Source organism: Thermosynechococcus sp. QS41 (assembly GCF_031583515.1).
GTDB lineage: Bacteria > Cyanobacteriota > Cyanobacteriia > Thermosynechococcales > Thermosynechococcaceae > Thermosynechococcus.
Map to the genome: position 1 here is coordinate 1,610,823 of NZ_CP134181.1, position 17,245 is coordinate 1,628,067.

Genomic DNA, 17,245 nt, shown 5'->3' on the forward strand with positions numbered 1-17,245 from the left:
GCTCTCTAGGTGTCATCGATGAGCGACCAACCTTGCGCCTCAACCCGCGATCGCCAGTGCTGCCAGTGCCGCTTAAGTTCCTGCCCCATTTCGGGAGTATTGAGGTGATTGCGCCAAAGAATCAGGGCATCCTCTGGGGGGTTCTCGTAGTAGTGGGGACGCCGTCCGACCAGTTCAAAGCCAAAGTGCTGATAGAGTCCTTGGGCGGCTGCATTGCTGGCGCGTACTTCCAACGTTGCCCACTGGCGATCGCCCCCTTGATGCCCCAGTTGCAAGAGCCGACATAGGAGTAACCCTGCTAACCCCTGCCGCCGGTACTGCGGATGCACCATCAACAGCACTAGGTGCAATTCATCGGCAATCCCCCAGCTCACGCCACAGCCCCACACCCCATCAAGGGTGGCCACCACCAGCAGCGTATGTTGCGGATTCTCCAACTCACGGGCATAGCCTTGGTGCGACCAAAAGCCCCCCAGACACACCTGATCCAGTTGAACGATGCTATCTAAATCCTTAATCGTTGGGCGTCGTAATTCTAATTGCCCCATGGCCGTTGCCTGCAAGGGAGAGTGCTATCATGCAGAGGAAATGGTACCCTATAGCAGCGCTATGGCAGAAGAGACGCCCACCCAAGCCCCCAAAAAAGAAAAGCCCCCCGCCATTGAGGATAAACCCTTTGCTGAGTTTATTAATGAGGCTTTTTTGCCGGCTCTCCAGAACGCCCTCAGCGCCAAAGTGGGGGATGTGAGTCTGCGCCTAGAGGAGAATACCGTGATGGGTGAGTGGGGCAAGGGAATGTATCAGTTTCGCCTCTACTTCCTAGAGGGGGATATCCAAGGGCCGAAGGCTTTTGTCTGTAGCAGCGGTGGCATTGCCCCCAGCACCATTGAGCCATTTTTGGGGGATGAGCGTAAAGTAACGCTTGATCTACTGGTCTTTGGGGTGATGCAGCGCCTGAATGGCCAAAAGTGGTTGGGAGGCAATTAGCGAGAGTATGGCCACAGCAATTCAAGTGGGCGATCGCGCCCCTGACTTTGAACTCACGGCTGCCGATGGCCGCAAGGTGAAGCTCTCTGACTTTCGTGGCAAAAAGAACGTTGTCCTCTACTTTTACCCCGCCTCAGAAACCCCCGGCTGCACGATTCAAGCCTGTGCCTTTCGCGATGCCTACAGTGTTTTCCAAGAACTGGGCGCTGAAGTGATTGGCATTAGTGGCGACCCCGTGGAGCGGCAGCAGGGCTTCCAGAAAAATCACCAACTCCCCTTTCTCGTCCTCAGTGATCCCGGCAACAAGGTTCGCCAGCAGTATGGTGCCTCTTCGCTCTTTGGTCTCTTTCCGGGGCGAGTCACCTATGTCATTGATCAAGAGGGTGTGGTGCGCTACGTTTTTGACTCTATGCTCAACTTCAAAGCCCACGTAGATGAGGCGCTCAAGATTTTGCGGCAGTTGGCCAGTGCCACTGCCTAGAGCAAGCGATCGCAATCACACCCCAACGGTAAGCGAGTTCACTGCCAAGGCCGACTCCCTAGGGCTAGGGTAGAGCTATTCTTCTTAGGAGTTTGGCCATGCGTTCCTACCTTGCCCTTGTACCTGCGGTGCCCCTCTTTCTGTTGTCCCTTGGTTCTCTCAGCCTTGCTCAGGGAACGACCCCTGTGGTGAGCCAGCCTTCCAGTCTTGTGGCGCGACTGCGGGCGAATCTGCCGAACCGTGGTGTTCCCGGTAGTCGCTTTGGGGGGGCAACCCGTGGAGCCTGTGTTAGCGGCAGTGAACGTTTAACCGCCTTACTCCCTGATACCCACCTTGGCCAAACGGCTGTGGCGACACCAACCCTCTTTGTTTTTGTGCCCAAGAGCAAAGCCACGCAGGGGGAAGTGGTGATTGCTGATGCTGAGCATCGTCCCCTAGCAACAATGGTGGTGGATCTACCCGCTGAACCGGGGATTCTGGCACTGAAGCCCAATGTGCAACTCCAACCCGGCCAAGACTACCGCTGGACCTTTACCCTACTGTGTGGTGCTGATGCCGATGATCCCTCCGCCTTTATCTCTGTCAGTGGCGTGATTTCGCGGGTGCAGCCGGCCACGGATTTGGCAAAGCAACTTCAGGGCAAGAGTGGGGGCGATCGCCTTGGGGCAGCAGTTGATGCAGGCCTTTGGTACGAAACCTTGGCGATTTTGGCCGAGCTGCAAGGGAATGAAGCCACACGGAACCTAGCCCGCAGTGAATGGGTCGCCGTATTATCTGCCGTTGGTCTAGGGAGTATTGCCCAAGCGCCCCTAGTACAATAAAACTGAATGAGTTAGCGCGGTGGTTGCGGGAGTCTCTCACTCCTGAGGAAAGTCCGGGCTTCCGAAAGACCAAGCTTGCTGGGTAACGCCCAGTGCGGGTGACCGCGAGGATAGTGCCACAGAAATATACCGCCGATGGAGGGAAACCTCACAGGCAAGGGTGCAACGGTGCGGTAAGAGCGCACCAGCAACATCGAGAGGTGTTGGCTCGGTAAACCCCGGCTGGAAGCAAGGTGTGCTAGCGCTAAGGAACCAGGGTTGGTCTTTTCCCCAGTTCTTTGCTAGCCAGAGCCGCTAGAGGCACTTGGTAACAAGTGTCCCAGATAGATAACCACCCTTTGAACAGAACCCGGCTTACGTCTAACTCATTCATTAGACCCTTTTGCAAATCCCTTGTGAGGATGTGTCCTTGAGTCTTTGCCCCCCTTGTCTGGATCTTCTATGGTGAAGCTGGGTTATCTTGGCCCAGTGGGCACCTACAGTGAAGAAGCCGCTCAAAGCTACGCCCAATGGCAACAGGGAGAACCCCTGACGCTGATTCCTTTGACGACGATCGCTGGCTGTTTGGAGGCGTTGGCCGCCGGCGAGTTGGATTTGGCGCTAGTCCCCAGTGAAAATTCCGTTGAGGGCAGTGTCAACATTACCCTTGATTCACTATGGCGACTGGATACGCTGCACATTCAGTACGCCTTTATCCGCCCCATTGTCCATGCCTTCATTGCCCAAACCACAGATTTCGCCCAAATTCAAGCGGTCTATTCCCATCCCCAAGCTCTCGGGCAGTGCCAGCGCTGGTTACAAGCCCATCTTTCCCATGCTCGCCAATGTCCGGTGACCTCCACCGCCGAAGGGCTGCAATACGTGGCTCAATCCGATCGGGTGGCGGCGATCGCCTCCGTGCGAGCCGCCCAACTCCATCAACTACCCATTGTCGCCACCGAAATTCAGGATATTCCCGACAATTGCACGCGGTTTTGGGTGGTGAGTCGCCAACAGGGGGACGGCTGGCCCCAGCCGGGGGATACTCACACTTCCATTGCCTTTAGCCTGAAGGCCAATGCCCCCGGTGCCCTGCTCAAGGTGCTGCAACTCTTTAGCGATCGCCAGATTAACCTCAGCCGCATTGAATCGCGCCCCAGCAAACGTGCTTTGGGGGATTATCTCTTCTTTGTTGACTTAGAGGTGAATGGTCGCCCTGATGTGGTGGCTGATTGTCTCCTGGCGCTTAAGGACGCTACAGATGTGTTGAAGGTCTTTGGTAGTTATCAATTTCTAGACCTCGGAGAATAGATTGGCCATGCGTATCGGTGTCCCCAAAGAAATGAAGGATCAAGAATTCCGCGTCGGTCTGACGCCAGCAGGGGTGCAAAGTCTGCGGGAGCGCGGCCATGAGGTTCTCATTGAAAGTGGCGCGGGGGTGGGTTCAGGCTTTCTCGATGAGGCCTATGTTGCCGCAGGGGCCCAAATTGTGGCCACGGCCCAAGCGGCGTGGGATGCCCAACTGGTGGTCAAAGTCAAGGAACCCTTGCCCTCGGAGTATCGCTATTTGCGTTCTGGCCAACTGCTCTTTACCTACTTGCACCTTGCCGCTAGTCGGGAGCTGACGGTGGCTCTGTTGGAATCGGGGATTACCGCGATCGCCTATGAAAGTGTTGAAGAAACGCATCATCACCAACGCAGCTTCCCGCTGCTAACCCCCATGAGCATGATTGCTGGTCGCTTGGCAGTGCAGTTTGGTGCCCGCTTCCTAGAGCGTACCCAAGGGGGGCGGGGAGTGCTCCTCAGTGGCATTCCGGGGGTGCGGCCGGGGCGGGTTGTCATTTTAGGGGGCGGTGTCGTCGGCACAGAAGCGGCGCGGATGGCTGTGGGTTTGGGGGCACAGGTGAGCATTCTCGATATTAATGTCGAGCGTCTCAAGTATCTAGAAACCCTCTTTGGCGCCCGGGTGGAGTACCTCTACAGCAGTTCTCACCTCATTGCTGAGCTATTGCCCCAAGCGGACTTAGTAATTGGTGCTGTCCTTGTGCCGGGTCAGCGTCCTCCCTGTTTGGTGCCCAAGTCCCTTGTGCAAACGATGCGCCCCGGAGCAGTGATCATTGATGTGGCCGTGGATCAAGGGGGCTGTGTGGAAACGCTGCGACCCACGACCCATTCCAACCCCACCTATACCGCCTTTGGTGTGGTTCACTATGGCGTGCCGAATATGCCGGGAGCCGTGCCTTGGACAGCCACCCAAGCCCTGACGAATAGCACCTTGCCCTATATTCTTTGCCTCGCCGATCATGGCGATCGCGCCCTCGAACTCTCCCCTGCCCTTGCCAAGGGTCTAGTGGTCAAGCAGCACCATTTAGTCCATCCCGATGTGCGGGTTGTCTTTCCTGATCTTTAGGCCGACGATCAAGTACCTCTGGACAGGCTGAGCCCCGTTCTCATTGACGCTCATCCCGCTAAGGCTAGGCGTATAGCAGGAGATTCCCCGTTCACAGCATCTCTACGAAAAACCTAGGCCGTGCTAGTTGAAGTCCGTCCGAGGTGGAGAGAAAGTATTCTAGGCCAACATCGAGGCCAACCACCCGCTTCAAGACTTGCTGATGCTTGGGCGTTAACCGACGCTAAATCAGGGTTGAACTGCTTTGCTTGGGTTAATCGTTGACACTGCACGTTGAAGCTGGGGTAGGGGGCATCCGCTGGGATGATGTACTCGCTACGCACAGAGCAGGCATTGACTGGACATTTGCGCGAAGCAATCCAGTCTTTGCGCTCCCTCAGCGCATCATTTCAAACTTGGCGACACACGTCTAGATCGTAGTCGATCTGCTTAGCCTGCTGCTGGGTTAGTTTTAGCCTGTACTCGTACGTCAGGGTGATCATGAGTGGACTATAGCTATTAGTCGCACCCGATGTTCGGTACTAGCTCAATATATCCAGCAACAAGCTGAGATTGAGTGACTGCTCCCTATGGTCGCCTATCACCTCACTACCACCTAACCGCTTTGCGGTATAGGCGGAGCACTGCGGCGAATTTTGGTAGATTGAATGGCAAGAAACTCATTGACACAAGGGCAATAGTAACGTCACAAAGTAAAACACAAGGGGTGCCGTAAAAACATAGCTATCGGCGCGATCCAAAATGCCGCCATGCCCGGGAATCAACTGGCCAGAATCTTTGACGCCGGCATCCCGTTTCATCATTGACTCCGTTAAGTCCCCCAATAGACTGGCAATGCCAATCATGAGGCCAAACATTGCACCCAAAAGCCAAGGGAGTGGCCAGCCGAGGGAATGTGCTCCCCAAAGGGCGACGCCTAAACTCCCTAAAACGCCAAACACTGCCCCTTCTACGGTTTTCTTGGGACTGATGTGGGAAAGCCGTGTCCGGCCAAAGAGCTTACCAACAGCATAGGCACCAATATCTGCCGCCCAAATACAGACAAAGGCCAAGAGGGTTACCTGCAACCCCAAGGGCAAAGCGGTGAGTTGAAACTGCTCTGGCCAAAATCCTCCCAAAGGTAATGTTGCCTGTTGCTCCAATCCCCGCAAGCGCACCCAATAGCTTGGCAAATAGCCGCCGTAAAATAGCCCCATGATTGAAGTGGAAATGTCGGCGATCGAGGCCAGCTTGGGTTGAAATAGCAAGTAGAAGCAAATGAAGGTACCTGCGACGGGAAAGACAGCATCCGCAAGGTCTGGACGCAGCAGTGAGGTGATCAGGAGCACTTGACTCACCACGAGGGTGGTTTTAGCCGCCGGCGCACTCCCTTTGGCACGGGCTAATTCAAAGTATTCCAGTTGACCCAGATAAATCAGTGCCCCAATGCCCAGACAAAAATACCAACCGCCTAAAAAGGTCATCAGCAGCGCGAGAGCGATCGCGACAAGTCCACTGGCAATGCGGATCCAGAGCATGGTGGTGAGGGGCGGTGATAAGGAGAGGGGGTTACGATTGAGCCGCGCGTTGAGTGTTTGCGTAGCGCGTCCAAAGAACGATCGCCGCTACAATAAAAAGTTTAATCTAAATTCACCAACGTTAAGGAAACATTAACAGACTCGCAGCCAAAACAGGATGCATGGCAATGTCCTTGGCAAGCTATAACGGATCAGGGAACATCATGGGGGCAAGGGCGTCATGAAAAGCGATTGGTCTGAGGTCGATTGTATCCATGACATCCAGTCTTCCCCTTGCTTGGACGCGTGTTGAGGAGACCAGTGCTCGGGTGACGCTGCCGCTGACAAAACTTACACCCCAAGAGTTGGTTGTCCGCTGTCAAGCCGGCAGAACCCCAGATCGTGCTGCCTTTACTGAATTGTTGCGGCGATACCAATCCCATGTGGAGCGAATTATCTATCACCTCGCGCCCGACTGGGACGATCGCGCCGACCTTGTGCAAGAAGTCTGGATTCGGGTCTATCGCAACATTCACAAACTCCAAGACGCCAGCAAATTTCGGGGTTGGCTCAGCCGCATTGCCACCAACTTGTTTTACGATGAGTTGCGCAAACGCAAACGCCATCAACCGCCCCTGTCGCTGGATGCACCCCTGAAAACCCAAGAGGGTGAAATGAGCTGGGAACTTGCCGCCAGTGATGCCAGTCCCGATGACCGGTTGCGTACGGATGAATTTTATGATCAATTACGGCGGGCGATCGCCAACCTACCGGCAACCTTTCGGACAACGATTGTTCTGCGGGAAATTGAAGGCCTCTCCTACGAAGAAATTGCCCAAATCACTGGGGTTTCCCTCGGAACCGTGAAATCGCGAATCGCCCGTGCCCGACAGCGACTCCAACTAGAACTCCAACCCCACCTCGATCTCCCTTCAACCTGATGCGAATCACCCCTACCCTTTTCCTGCAAGGACAGACCCCTATGATGGACGAACTGGATCACTGCAAACGCGATACCTTTGAACTCCTGAGCGCCTACCTCGATGGTGAAGTGACGGCTGCAGAACGGCAACAGGTGGAAGCATGGCTGGCCACTGACCCCGAAGGCCAACGCCTCTATCAGCGACTCCTGACCCTCAAGCAACAGATGCAAGAACTGCCCGTACCCCTGACCCCCTGTCCAGCGGATCATTTGGCCGCTGAAGTGATTGCTAAGGCCCATCGCCCCCGTCGTATTTGGGTCTTAGGGAGTGCGGGAGCAACCCTAGCGGCATCCTTCGTGGCAATGCTGACGGGTCTAATTCCCAATCCCTTCTCCAGTCTGCCTGTGGCTATCACCAGTCCTGCCGGCATTGAGCCAGCGGTATCTCCTCTACCGATTGAGCCAACGGCAGTTGGTTTGATGCTCAGTCTTGACCGTCCCCCTGTGGCCATTCCCGTCAGTGAAACGGCTCCTGCGGCGCTGCCGGCACCTTGGGCAAGTTCACAGCCAAGGACTGAAGCTACTGACCAGGAATAATCTCCGGCTTGAAGGGACGCTCCAAAAGACAGTTGAGGGCAGCTTGGGGAGTGAGATGGCCACTAAGAACGGCATTCACCATCGCCGTAATCGGGATATCTAACTGGTGCTGCTGGGCATAGGTGCAGAGCACGCGAGCAGTGTTCACCCCTTCAGCCGTCCCCTTGGTCAGCGCTAGGGCTTGGGAGAGGGATTGACCCTGGGCAAGATGCCACCCCACTTGATAGTTGCGACTCAGGGCGCTGGTACAGGTGGCGAGGAGATCCCCTAACCCTGAAAGGCCGTAGAAGGTTTCCACTTGTCCGCCCCAGTGGGTACCCACCCGCACCATTTCCACCAGTCCTCGGGTAATCAGGGCAGAGCGGGCATTGACGCCAAGACCCAGACCATCATTGACGCCACAGGCGATCGCAATCACATTTTTGAAGATGCCCCCCATTTCCACACCCCGCCGATCCTCATTGCTATAGAGGCGAAAGGTGGTACTGCCCAAACAGTCTTGCACTGGCTTGGTGGCTGCTGGCTTTCCCCCCACCACTGCCGCTGCCGGTAGTCCCTGTTGAATTTCACCGGCCAAGTTGGGGCCAGAAAGAACGACGAGATCGTGATGCGGGCAGTAGGTTTGCCAAATATCCGCTGCTGTGGCAAAGGTTTCTGCTTCTAAACCCTTGGTGGCACTGACAAGGATGGTGTCTAGGGGGGGCTTGAGGGCGGCCACTTGGGCAGCGACTTCCCGTACCGCTTTGATGGGGAGAGCCGAAACCAATAAGTGAATCTCTTGGAAAAGAGCAGCCGAGAGTGCCCCCTGCGATCGCCCCCAGCAGGAGACCCTGCAGCCCTGTTGCTCAAATAGGTATGCCAGTGTTTGTCCCCAATGACCTAAGCCCAAAATCAATACCCTTGGGGACATACCATCCCCGTCCTAGGGCGTAACCGTTAGATTTTGAAATTGTTGCTGCTGTCGTTTGCGAAAGGCCTCTGCTTCAGCATTAAGATTTTCCATTTGATCCGCCACTACTTCGTTGGGATCGCGACCATCCATCAAACGCAGGCGATTCATCAGTCCGGGCACGGAAAAGTTGCCATTCTGGGGATTAAGAATGCTTCCCAAATCATTGGCATTGCCGTTTTGTTGCCAGCCTTCCATTGGGTTATTCGTGTTTGCAGTCTGGGCAAGCGCCATACCCCCGAGATTGAGAGTGAGTGCAGCAAGGGCAAGACTGGTGAGATAGCGAGGTGTCATGGGTCACTCCTCAAAACATGCGCTAGGAATGCAGACGATAGGATGGCTTAATCGGTGCCGAGGGCTGTACAAGGGATTATACCAAGTCTTTGTCCTTGCCTAGGGGTTGCAGAAGTAGCATTGACTGGGATCGGCAACGGCTTCAGGAACTGGCACTGTGAGTTGGTGCAAACAGCGTTGACAGCGGTAACGGCTGGCTTTGATGGCGCTGGTGGGTGCGCCACACCGTTCACAGGGTAGCCCCGGCAGTTTCTCACGAGCCACAAACCCCGGCCAACCACACTGAGGACAGCCCTGAGCCATTGCTTGAACGAGGTCAGCAGCCGCTTGAGCAATCACCTGCATGCGCGTCGGGTTCATGTGGGCCCGCATATCGGTTTCAAGGTGAATGGTGGGGCAATCGGTTTGCAGGCTAGCGATCGCCCTTTGCAACTGTTCCTCGCTTTGAATCCCTTTGAAAATTGGCGTATTGGGTAGAGGATCCGCCTGCGCCATCGCAATCAAACCATGGGATGGAAAGCCCACCCGTGCGCCAAAGGCCAAGGCCTCTTCAAGATGACTCACGGTGGCATGGTTAAAGTTGGTTTCTAGGGAGAGCACCTCCCCCCGCAAGACAAGGTCATGGCGGCGATCCACAAGCAGGATGAGTTCGCGATCGCTCGGAAGCATCGGAAATTGCGGATGAGGGCCAAAGCTCCCCTCACTGGCAACCACTAAGTCTGCCTCCGTTTGTGTCAGCACCGCTTCTGCCTTGGCGAGAGCTGCCTCCTCTTGGGTGCCACAGCGGGGAATTTCACGGCTAAACGTCCCAAAGCGATCGCTATCAAAATCCGAGGCCACAACCACCGTTACCCCTAGACGCGCCAGCACCGGGGCGATCGCCTGCTCTTTGCCATGCTTGGTGGCAAGAATAGCTGTTCGTCCTTGGAAATAGGAATCCGTCGCCTTAAACATCACCGCCGAGGTATGCCTCAATCACCTTGGGATCATTTTTAACCGTCAGGGGATCCCCTAAAGCAATGAGTTGACCAAAGTCCAATACTGCCAAGCGATCGCACAAACTCATCACCAAGGGCACATGGTGCTCAATGAGAATCACCGTCAGGTCAAAGGTCTCCTTGAGGCGGCGAATTAACTCACAGAGGTCTTGCTTTTCCTTGGGGTTCATACCCGCAGCCGGTTCATCTAACAAGAGCAGGCGGGGTTGCAGTGCCAAGGCACGCGCCAGTTCAAGGCGGCGTTGTTCACCATAGGGTAAGTTGCCTGCCCGCTCGTGGCGCCGCTCATAGAGATTCACCCAGTAGAGGAGTTCCTTGGCGCGGTTTTCCAAGCGCTCCTGAACATACCGTACAGGCGCTGCTCCCCAGAGGTTTGCCCAAAAACCGGCAGGGGCATGGAGATGCTGTCCCATGCGCACATTCTCCCAAACACTCATCTCTGGAAAGAGGCGAATATTTTGAAAGGTGCGAGCAATGCCCAACCCAGCAATCTGGTGGGGCTTAAGCAGGTGCAGGGGCTGCTGCTGAAACTGAATTTCTCCTGAGGTGAGAGGAATTAACCCCGTCAGCAGGTTAAAAAGGGTGGTTTTACCAGCGCCATTGGGGCCAATAATGCCAAAAATCTCCCCCGTTGCCACGCTAAAGGACACGCAATCAACCGCCTTGAGGCCGCCAAAGTAGCGGCACACATTCTCTAAGGTCAGGAGTGGCTGCGACATCTAGGGCTGAGAAGGGGGAAGTTTCTCGAAGGCTTGGTAGGCCATGCGCGAGACTTGGCGAATGAGTTCACTACCTCGGGGATCATTGTAGGGGCGTTTCACCATCATTGCTGCCACATAGCGTTGGCCATTGGGCATATCCACCATGCCCGCATCTCCCACCACAATACCAATATCGCCAGTTTTGTGGGCAATCGTAGCCCCTTTGCCAAGGCCAGCGGGCAAGAGGGTATTAGTGACCGTGCGCCGCATAATGTCCAGCAGGCGATCGCGACTACGGAGGGAGACAATTTCCCCCTGACCAATTTTCAGCATCAGCGTTGCCAAGTCGCGGGGGCTAGTGGTGTTGGTGCCCTTCATATCCGGTAGCAGATTGTTGATCACTGTATTTTCTAAGCCCCATTCCTGAAACTGTTGGTTGAGCACGGCTGCGCCCCCAAGGCGATCAATGATCATATTGGTTGCTGTATTGTCACTGATGGTAATCATCAAGTCAGCCACCTCAAGGGCAGGATACTGGGAATTGGGCTTTTGATACTGCAGCGTACCGGCCTCAGGGGCAATCAGATCCGGACGCATGGTGAGGCGTTCATGGAGCGTGACTCGTCCCTCATCCACCGCCTTGAAAAAGGCAACAAGGATGGGAAATTTAATCGTAGAGGCCGCTGGAAAGACCGCATCGCCGCCTACATTCAGAGATGCCCCGGAGTCGAGGTTAAAAAAGTACAGCCCCGCCGTCAGATTGGGTTGACGGCTCACCAGTTGTTGAATTTGCTGTTGCAGAGTGGGGAGGGGACGTTCTGGGGGCAAGTTGGGGGTTGGTGTTTCAGGAGCGATCGCCTGACTGGCCGTGGTCTCTAGGGACAGTTTTTCAGGCTGCAACACCGACAGCAGTGTGCCGACTATGGTGGCAAGGGCAACCACACTGACACCAAAGCGAAAAGTCATTAAGAACAAATTGGGACGGGGAGGCGTTGGGCTAGGAAGCAGTGCTGGATGAGACAGTGAGGAAAGCGTAGAGGACGGAACCATTGAACGCGACTGAGCAACCATGCCATTTACTGTAGAGGGAAGGTGTCCGAAGCAATCGTGGCTGCGTGCTGAATCGCCCACTCCACCTGACGAACCATGCCCCGCAACAGCGCCACTTCGGCATCCGTGGGGTAGGCACGCCCGAGGAGCGATCGCACCTTGGCCATACGACTAGCAGCGGTATGGGGATACAAAAAACCAATCTGGAGCAGCACCTGCTCTAAATGGTCATAAAACCCCTGCAACCGCTCAAAGGGGACGGCAGACCCTTGGGGAAAAGTTCCCGCACTGTCGCAGGCCGTCAACCACAACTCATAGCAGCATACGGCAACAGCTTGCGCCAGATTCAAAGATGGATAAGCATTAGCCGTAGGAATCTGCACCAAACCATGGGCACACTCCAATTCTGCATTCGTGAGTCCCCGATCCTCGCGACCAAAGACCAGTGCCGACTGCGGGACAGCCAACAGTTGCGGTGCCGCCTGACGCGGTGTCCACAGAGGTAACGCCAAATCCGCCACCTCTCGCCCCACCGTGGCAAAGACCCGCTGACAATCCGCCAGTGCCGTTGCGAGGGAGTCCGTCATTCTGGCTTGCTGGAGCACATCCTCTGCATGAACCGCCCAGCGACGGGCTAGCTCTCCCTTGGGATCACAGCGGGGACTGACAATCCACAACTGCTGTAACCCCATATTTTTCATCACACGGGCAATGCTGCCGACATTGATCTCCCCTTGGGGTTCAACGAGCACAATGCGTACCGAAGGCAGGGTATCCACGCTTGCTGGCTGAGCCAAAATAAAAAAATAATTAACATTTTCTAGATGATTTTAGAAGACTTCTTTAATCTTTCTCAAGTCCTTACCAATTCAGGACTTTGCTGCATATTTCATAAAATTTAATAACTGTAACACGCTGAGTACGGTTCTTAGCGCAATCAGTAAAATTGGAAATAACTTTTTAGGTGTGACCCCTACTCGCAAACCGCGTTCCCTTGCTTAGGAAGTTCTCCAGAGATTTCCTAGGTACAGCTCTGTTCTAAAACATGGGGGACACAAAGGGGGCTTCTCTCCTATAGAGACTTTCACCGTTTCAACTGTGTTCCATCCCTGTGAAGAGGGCTGGGTTTTGGGCTGGCAGCAGGGGGTCTTGACTTATGTGGTGTGGTTCTGTCAATGAGGAGTTAACTCATGTGGCGTTTTATGAGCTTGCATTGGCCAAAACTCAGTGCCGTCGGCATCCTGTACTGTGGTCTAGCCGCTGGCTTAGGTTATCTTACGAACCTACAACTGGATGCAATGCACAATCAAGCAAAAAATCAGGCAATCACCGTGCAATTGTCCCATAGCCTGAATGACCTCAATCCCTGAGTCAAGAGGCTTTAGCTTCGAGGGGGAGATCCTCCGTCAGACCAATTTCCCGTTTCAGCAGCTCAACCGACTGTGGATCAATGTAGCTTTCGCAGCAAATGAGACGGGGGATGCGAATCAACTCATGACGGGCCGCCGCAATAGCTGCTTTGACCCGTTCCCCACTGGCGCGATCGCTAATGATCGTGTGGGCACGGTGCACCAAGGCATTGAGCTTATAGCTATCGTTGGCTTGAGCCGTCACCAAGAGTAGCTCATCCCCTCGCAAACTGTGGATCATCACCTCGGCCACACCGAGGGTACCGGAACTCAGGCTCACCAACCCCAAGCAGGAGCCTTTTGGCAATTGTCGCACCACTTCCAGTTCCCGCTGGTAGTTGTAGATGTCGATGAAAAATACTCGCACGTCCTTATCGCGGGTAATCGCTTCCGTCATGCTGGCAAAATAGCGCACGGTAACGACAGTTGCAGAGGTATCGCCATCAAGGACGGTTTCTAAGTCTTCAAGAAAAATCAGCTCGACGGGAATTGGCAGCAGTTGTTGCAGTTCCTGAACAATCAGTTCGCCAGCCCCTTGATCGTGGCGGGGCACCGTCACCAAAACCCTCACTCCGGCTTTCTGGCGGGCATCAATCTCGGCAAGGAATAACTCGCGAATTTGACTCAGGGAATAGCCCATTTCGAGGAGGGTATCGACACTTTCTTGAACAATGCGGTGTACAGGCACAACAGCGGGTCGGCGTTGGCGAGGACGGGTTTCCTCTTGGCCGAGGGCACGCACATAGATGCCCGACCCCACTTGGGGCACGACTAAACCAGCAGCTTCAAGGCGTTCGTAAACTTTGCTGATCGTGTTGCGGTGCAATCCAGTTTGCATGGCGAGCTGCCGCGTACTGGGCAAGCGATACCCCGGCGGAAATTGCCGTGCAGCGATCGCAAAACTAATTTGGTTAAAGAGCTGAGTTGAAGCAGGAATTTCGCTATCTGGTTGGATGTGGAATTGAACCATACGTGTCCTTTCGCCCATCAGGTACTGTCCTAGAGGGATACGCCCTCCTTGGTGTGACTATGCCAGATGCAAAACCTACCCCCAATCGCTGCATAAACCGTCACAGTTAGTGAGTAATTTTACCGCACTTGCTACCGATCGTTTTTTTTGGGGCGATAAAGCACGGTTACAGGGTCACCACCAAGTTGTCGCGGTGGACAATCGTATCGGCAGCGGCATAGCCGAGGATCTTGGCTAGTTCGCTGGACTGTTGCCCCTGCACACGCCGGATTTCTTCACTGTTGTAGTTGACAAGGCCACGGGCAATTTCAGTGCCTGCGGGGTCACAGAGCTTAACAGCATCTTGGGCTTGAAACTCCCCTGCAACACGGGTGATGCCTGCTGCTAAGAGGGACTTGCCCCCCACAGTAATGGCCTTAACGGCACCCTCATCGAGCCACAACTCGCCTTTGGGAATGAGGGCACGGGCAATCCAGCGTTTGCGGGCATTGATGGTTTTGGGACGGGGTTCAAAGTGGGTGCCCAAGGGCTCACCCGCAAGAATTTTTAGGAGGTTGGTGGGCGATCGCCCATCGGTAATGACAGTGCGTACGCCGGCTTCGGTGGCAATCTCGGCAGCCTGAATTTTGGTGGCCATGCCCCCGGTGCCCCAAGGGGAGCCAGCAGCACCAATTTGAATCGTTTGGGCTAACTCGGCTAAGGAGACCACCCGCTCAATGGGAACGGCTGTTTTATCAATGCGCGGGTCCGCTGAGTAGAGGCGATCGACATCCGTGAGCAAAAATAACCAATCGGCTTCCACAAGGCTCGCCACAAGGGCTGAGAGGGTATCATTGTCGCCAAACTTGAGTTCATCCACCGCTACCGTATCGTTTTCATTGACAATGGGGATGACGCCCAGTTCAAACAGCGCTTGGAACGTGTTGTAGATATTCAGGTAGCTCTGGCGATCGACAAAATTTTGCCGCGTCACGAGGATTTGGGCAATCGGCTGGCGCAGGACTGAAAAAAGATCATCGTACATGCGCATTAGGTGTCCCTGCCCCACTGCTGCCACTGCTTGTTTTTGGGCTAATTGTTGGGGACGCTCTGTTAAGCCCAAGCGCACAGCACCCACGCCCACCGCCCCAGAGGAGACGAGTACCACGCGATCGCCCCGCCGTTGACAGTGACACAAGACCTCCACCAGTTGGGCAATGGTGGCCAAGGCTAGATTTCCTTCTTTACCCCCCGTTAAGCTCGATGTGCCAATTTTGACGACCAGTGTTTGTGCCATGGGGAGTCGGGACGGATATTGACCAGTGGGTATAGGATCAGACGTGCTCATTGTATCGCGGTGGGAGACAGCCAATGAACTCAGGGTTTTGGTCTGAGGTGCTGCAAACCTGTCAACAGATTCAACAGGTGGTTGCCCCCCGTTTGCTGGAGTGGGCAGGGCAATCCCCCAGCGATCGCAAAGCCGATGGCAGCCTTGTTACCCGCGCCGACCTTTGGGCCGATCAGAAAATCACCGCGATGCTGCAAGAGCGCTTTCCCCACCATGGCTGCCTGAGTGAAGAGGGCAACCATACCTACGGTGGTGAACAGTGGTGTTGGATCATTGATCCGATTGATGGCACGACTAACTATAGTCATGGTCTGCCCATTTGGTGTATTGCCCTCAGTCTGCTCTACCAAGGCACACCCGTATTTGGCTATGTGCACGTTCCCGGCTTGCAGCAGACGTTTTATGGCTTCTATCAAGCCCCTGACCATGCCAACGGTGCCTATTTGAATGAGAAACCCATTCGCGTCAAGGTCAGTGAGCCAACGTTGCAGACGTTTTTTAGTCTTTGTGCCCGCAGTACTGATGTGCTCAAGCGCTCCTTCCCCTGCAAAATTCGCATGTTGGGATCCGCCAGTTACAACTTGCTGACCGTTGCTGCGGGTTATACGCTCGGTGCTGTGGAGCGCACACCTCGCATTTGGGATGTTGCCCCCGCTTGGCCAATTGTCCATGCCGCTGGTGCCCACTGGCAATGGTTAGACCCGCCAGAACCGTGGCAGAGAATGTTTCCCATTCAGCCGGGGCAGGAAGCCGGGAGTCGTATCTTTCATACACTGGTGAGTGCCAGTCCCAGCTTGGGGCAATTTTTTGCAGCGTACATTATCTAAAATGCGTACATTATCTAAAATGCAGCTTGAGGGGATCAGCTCATCAAAAATCATGCAAAGCAATCTTTATGAAAGCGACTTTTATGCTTGGACCCTAGAGCAGGCGAAGTTGCTCAAGGGAGGCGACTTTGGCCATCTTGATATTGCCCACCTAGTAGAGGAAATCGAAGCCTCGGGACGGCAGGAGCGGCAAGAACTAAAAAACCGCCTCGGTGTTTTGATTGGGCATTTGCTGAAGTGGGAGTATCAGCCAGAAAGACGCAGTAAAAGTTGGCGAGTCACGATTCAGATGCAACGACGCGAGATTAAGGATTTATTGGAAGAAAATCCTAGCCTTCAGTCTTATCTAACGAAGGCGATCGCCAAAGCCTATTTGGCAGGACTAGACTTAGTGTGCTTGGAAACGCCCCTAGACTATCCAGATTTACCCCCAACCTGTCCCTATACCCTAGAACAATTGCTCGACCCAGACTTCCCGCGAGATTTGTATCCCACGGAATAGTTCACCATCAAAGGCCATGACCTCTCCTCTGTATGACACGGACTTTTATGCCTGGACCCTAGAGCAGGCGAAGTTGCTCAAGGCAGGCGACTTTGCCCACCTTGATATTGCCCACCTAGTAGAGGAAATCGAAGCCTTGGGACGGCAGGAGCGTCGGGAGCTAGAAAATCGCCTCGGGATTCTCATTGGACATCTCCTGAAGTGGGACTATCAGCCACAAAAACGCAGTAAAAGCTGGCGAGCAGCCATTCGCGAACAACGGCGAGCTGTGCAGAGACTGATCCATCAAAACCCCAGCCTGGAACCCTACTTACCCCAGGCGATTGCTGAGGCCTATGAATCTGGCAAAGATTTAGTGGTGCGTGAAACCCCCTTGGACTACTCAGATCTCCCTGAAACCTGCCCCTATACACTGGGGCAACTCTTTGATCCCGACTTTCCTGCCACGAAGTAAAAAACTTCAGCGTTCTGAAGCATACTCATGGCATCAAGGCTATACTGGCAGTGACGACGTGGAGTCGCAGT

Annotated in this window: 21 protein-coding genes and 1 other RNA gene; 12 read left to right on the forward strand and 10 right to left on the reverse strand. The window is 54.6% G+C overall.

Annotated elements, in window-relative coordinates:
• Window positions 1–5 precede the first annotated feature (5 nt).
• Window positions 6–548, reverse strand: a complete 543-nt coding sequence (gene rimI, locus RHJ80_RS07905; RefSeq protein WP_302677998.1) for a ribosomal protein S18-alanine N-acetyltransferase — start codon at window positions 546–548, stop codon at window positions 6–8.
• Window positions 549–609: 61 nt separating this feature from the next.
• Here rimI and RHJ80_RS07910 point away from each other — a divergent pair, with 61 nt between their 5' ends.
• The 6 genes from RHJ80_RS07910 (at window position 610) to ald (ending at window position 4,678) form a co-directional block, all read left to right on the forward strand.
• Window positions 610–987, forward strand: a complete 378-nt coding sequence (locus tag RHJ80_RS07910; protein WP_310445776.1) for a DUF2996 domain-containing protein — start codon at window positions 610–612, stop codon at window positions 985–987.
• The gene (locus RHJ80_RS07915) at window positions 959–1,468 is read left to right on the forward strand and encodes a peroxiredoxin (protein ID WP_225901532.1); all 510 of its coding nucleotides are present in this window, start codon (window positions 959–961) and stop codon (window positions 1,466–1,468) included. The genes RHJ80_RS07910 and RHJ80_RS07915 overlap by 29 nt, the downstream gene beginning before the upstream one ends.
• A 98-nt stretch (window positions 1,469–1,566) precedes the next feature.
• Window positions 1,567–2,289, forward strand: coding sequence for a DUF928 domain-containing protein (locus RHJ80_RS07920; RefSeq protein WP_206199709.1), 723 nt, complete (start codon window positions 1,567–1,569; stop codon window positions 2,287–2,289).
• A gap of 7 nt (window positions 2,290–2,296) precedes the next feature.
• Window positions 2,297–2,661: RNase P RNA component class A (gene rnpB / locus RHJ80_RS07925), an RNA gene on the forward strand.
• 69 nt (window positions 2,662–2,730) lie between these two features.
• Complete coding sequence (gene pheA / locus RHJ80_RS07930; RefSeq protein WP_206199710.1) at window positions 2,731–3,579, forward strand: prephenate dehydratase; 849 nt, start codon at window positions 2,731–2,733, stop codon at window positions 3,577–3,579.
• Between the two features lie 7 nt (window positions 3,580–3,586).
• Window positions 3,587–4,678: an alanine dehydrogenase gene (gene ald / locus RHJ80_RS07935; protein ID WP_206199711.1), complete on the forward strand. Its 1,092-nt coding sequence runs from the start codon at window positions 3,587–3,589 to the stop codon at window positions 4,676–4,678.
• 659 nt (window positions 4,679–5,337) lie between these two features.
• Here ald and RHJ80_RS07940 read toward each other — a convergent pair.
• Window positions 5,338–6,195 carry a phosphatidate cytidylyltransferase gene (locus RHJ80_RS07940; RefSeq protein ID WP_149821646.1) on the reverse strand — a complete coding sequence of 286 codons (858 nt, stop codon included), beginning with the start codon at window positions 6,193–6,195 and terminating at the stop codon, window positions 5,338–5,340.
• Window positions 6,196–6,449: 254 nt separating this feature from the next.
• On the opposite strand from RHJ80_RS07940, the gene RHJ80_RS07945 reads away from it, so the two are divergent.
• Window positions 6,450–7,115 carry a sigma-70 family RNA polymerase sigma factor gene (locus tag RHJ80_RS07945; RefSeq protein ID WP_206199712.1) on the forward strand — a complete coding sequence of 222 codons (666 nt, stop codon included), beginning with the start codon at window positions 6,450–6,452 and terminating at the stop codon, window positions 7,113–7,115.
• A gap of 41 nt (window positions 7,116–7,156) precedes the next feature.
• Entirely contained in the window at window positions 7,157–7,693 is a 537-nt protein-coding gene (locus RHJ80_RS07950; RefSeq protein ID WP_310800729.1) for a DUF4880 domain-containing protein, read from the forward strand.
• On the opposite strand, the gene RHJ80_RS07955 is transcribed toward RHJ80_RS07950, so the two are convergent.
• The 6 genes from RHJ80_RS07955 to RHJ80_RS07980 all read right to left on the reverse strand — a co-directional run bounded on the left by RHJ80_RS07955 (window position 7,677) and on the right by RHJ80_RS07980 (window position 12,464).
• Window positions 7,677–8,603, reverse strand: a complete 927-nt coding sequence (locus tag RHJ80_RS07955; protein WP_206199714.1) for an NAD(P)H-dependent glycerol-3-phosphate dehydrogenase — start codon at window positions 8,601–8,603, stop codon at window positions 7,677–7,679. The two genes, RHJ80_RS07950 and RHJ80_RS07955, sit on opposite strands and share 17 nt — an antisense overlap.
• A 12-nt stretch (window positions 8,604–8,615) precedes the next feature.
• Window positions 8,616–8,936, reverse strand: coding sequence for a hypothetical protein (locus tag RHJ80_RS07960; RefSeq protein ID WP_310800730.1), 321 nt, complete (start codon window positions 8,934–8,936; stop codon window positions 8,616–8,618).
• 99 nt (window positions 8,937–9,035) lie between these two features.
• The gene (locus tag RHJ80_RS07965) at window positions 9,036–9,890 is read right to left on the reverse strand and encodes a DUF6671 family protein (protein WP_310800731.1); all 855 of its coding nucleotides are present in this window, start codon (window positions 9,888–9,890) and stop codon (window positions 9,036–9,038) included.
• The gene (locus RHJ80_RS07970; protein WP_310743646.1) at window positions 9,883–10,653 is read right to left on the reverse strand and encodes an ABC transporter ATP-binding protein; all 771 of its coding nucleotides are present in this window, start codon (window positions 10,651–10,653) and stop codon (window positions 9,883–9,885) included. The genes RHJ80_RS07965 and RHJ80_RS07970 overlap by 8 nt, the downstream gene beginning before the upstream one ends.
• The gene (locus RHJ80_RS07975; RefSeq protein WP_310800732.1) at window positions 10,654–11,601 is read right to left on the reverse strand and encodes a serine hydrolase; all 948 of its coding nucleotides are present in this window, start codon (window positions 11,599–11,601) and stop codon (window positions 10,654–10,656) included. It abuts the gene before it with no gap.
• Between the two features lie 110 nt (window positions 11,602–11,711).
• A complete protein-coding gene (locus tag RHJ80_RS07980; RefSeq protein ID WP_206199719.1) occupies window positions 11,712–12,464 on the reverse strand; it encodes an RNA methyltransferase in 753 nt (250 codons plus the stop codon).
• A 411-nt stretch (window positions 12,465–12,875) separates the two neighbouring features.
• Here RHJ80_RS07980 and RHJ80_RS07985 point away from each other — a divergent pair, with 411 nt between their 5' ends.
• On the forward strand, window positions 12,876–13,055 hold the full coding sequence (locus tag RHJ80_RS07985; protein WP_206199720.1) for a hypothetical protein: 180 nt from the start codon (window positions 12,876–12,878) through the stop codon (window positions 13,053–13,055).
• A 1-nt stretch (window position 13,056) separates the two neighbouring features.
• On the opposite strand, the gene RHJ80_RS07990 is transcribed toward RHJ80_RS07985, so the two are convergent.
• Window positions 13,057–14,064 carry a GntR family transcriptional regulator gene (locus tag RHJ80_RS07990; RefSeq protein ID WP_190278210.1) on the reverse strand — a complete coding sequence of 336 codons (1,008 nt, stop codon included), beginning with the start codon at window positions 14,062–14,064 and terminating at the stop codon, window positions 13,057–13,059.
• A gap of 166 nt (window positions 14,065–14,230) precedes the next feature.
• Window positions 14,231–15,340, reverse strand: coding sequence for a glutamate 5-kinase (gene proB, locus RHJ80_RS07995; RefSeq protein ID WP_302678007.1), 1,110 nt, complete (start codon window positions 15,338–15,340; stop codon window positions 14,231–14,233).
• Between the two features lie 74 nt (window positions 15,341–15,414).
• Between proB and RHJ80_RS08000 the strand changes: the two genes are divergently transcribed.
• The 3 genes from RHJ80_RS08000 to RHJ80_RS08010 are packed head-to-tail and all read left to right on the forward strand — an operon-like array spanning window position 15,415 to window position 17,174.
• Window positions 15,415–16,218 (forward strand): inositol monophosphatase family protein, encoded by an 804-nt coding sequence (locus RHJ80_RS08000; RefSeq protein WP_206199722.1) that lies wholly within the window; start codon window positions 15,415–15,417, stop codon window positions 16,216–16,218.
• A 52-nt stretch (window positions 16,219–16,270) separates the two neighbouring features.
• On the forward strand, window positions 16,271–16,720 hold the full coding sequence (locus RHJ80_RS08005; RefSeq protein ID WP_206199723.1) for a DUF29 domain-containing protein: 450 nt from the start codon (window positions 16,271–16,273) through the stop codon (window positions 16,718–16,720).
• A 16-nt stretch (window positions 16,721–16,736) separates the two neighbouring features.
• On the forward strand, window positions 16,737–17,174 hold the full coding sequence (locus RHJ80_RS08010; RefSeq protein ID WP_310800733.1) for a DUF29 domain-containing protein: 438 nt from the start codon (window positions 16,737–16,739) through the stop codon (window positions 17,172–17,174).
• Window positions 17,175–17,245: the final 71 nt, after the last annotated feature.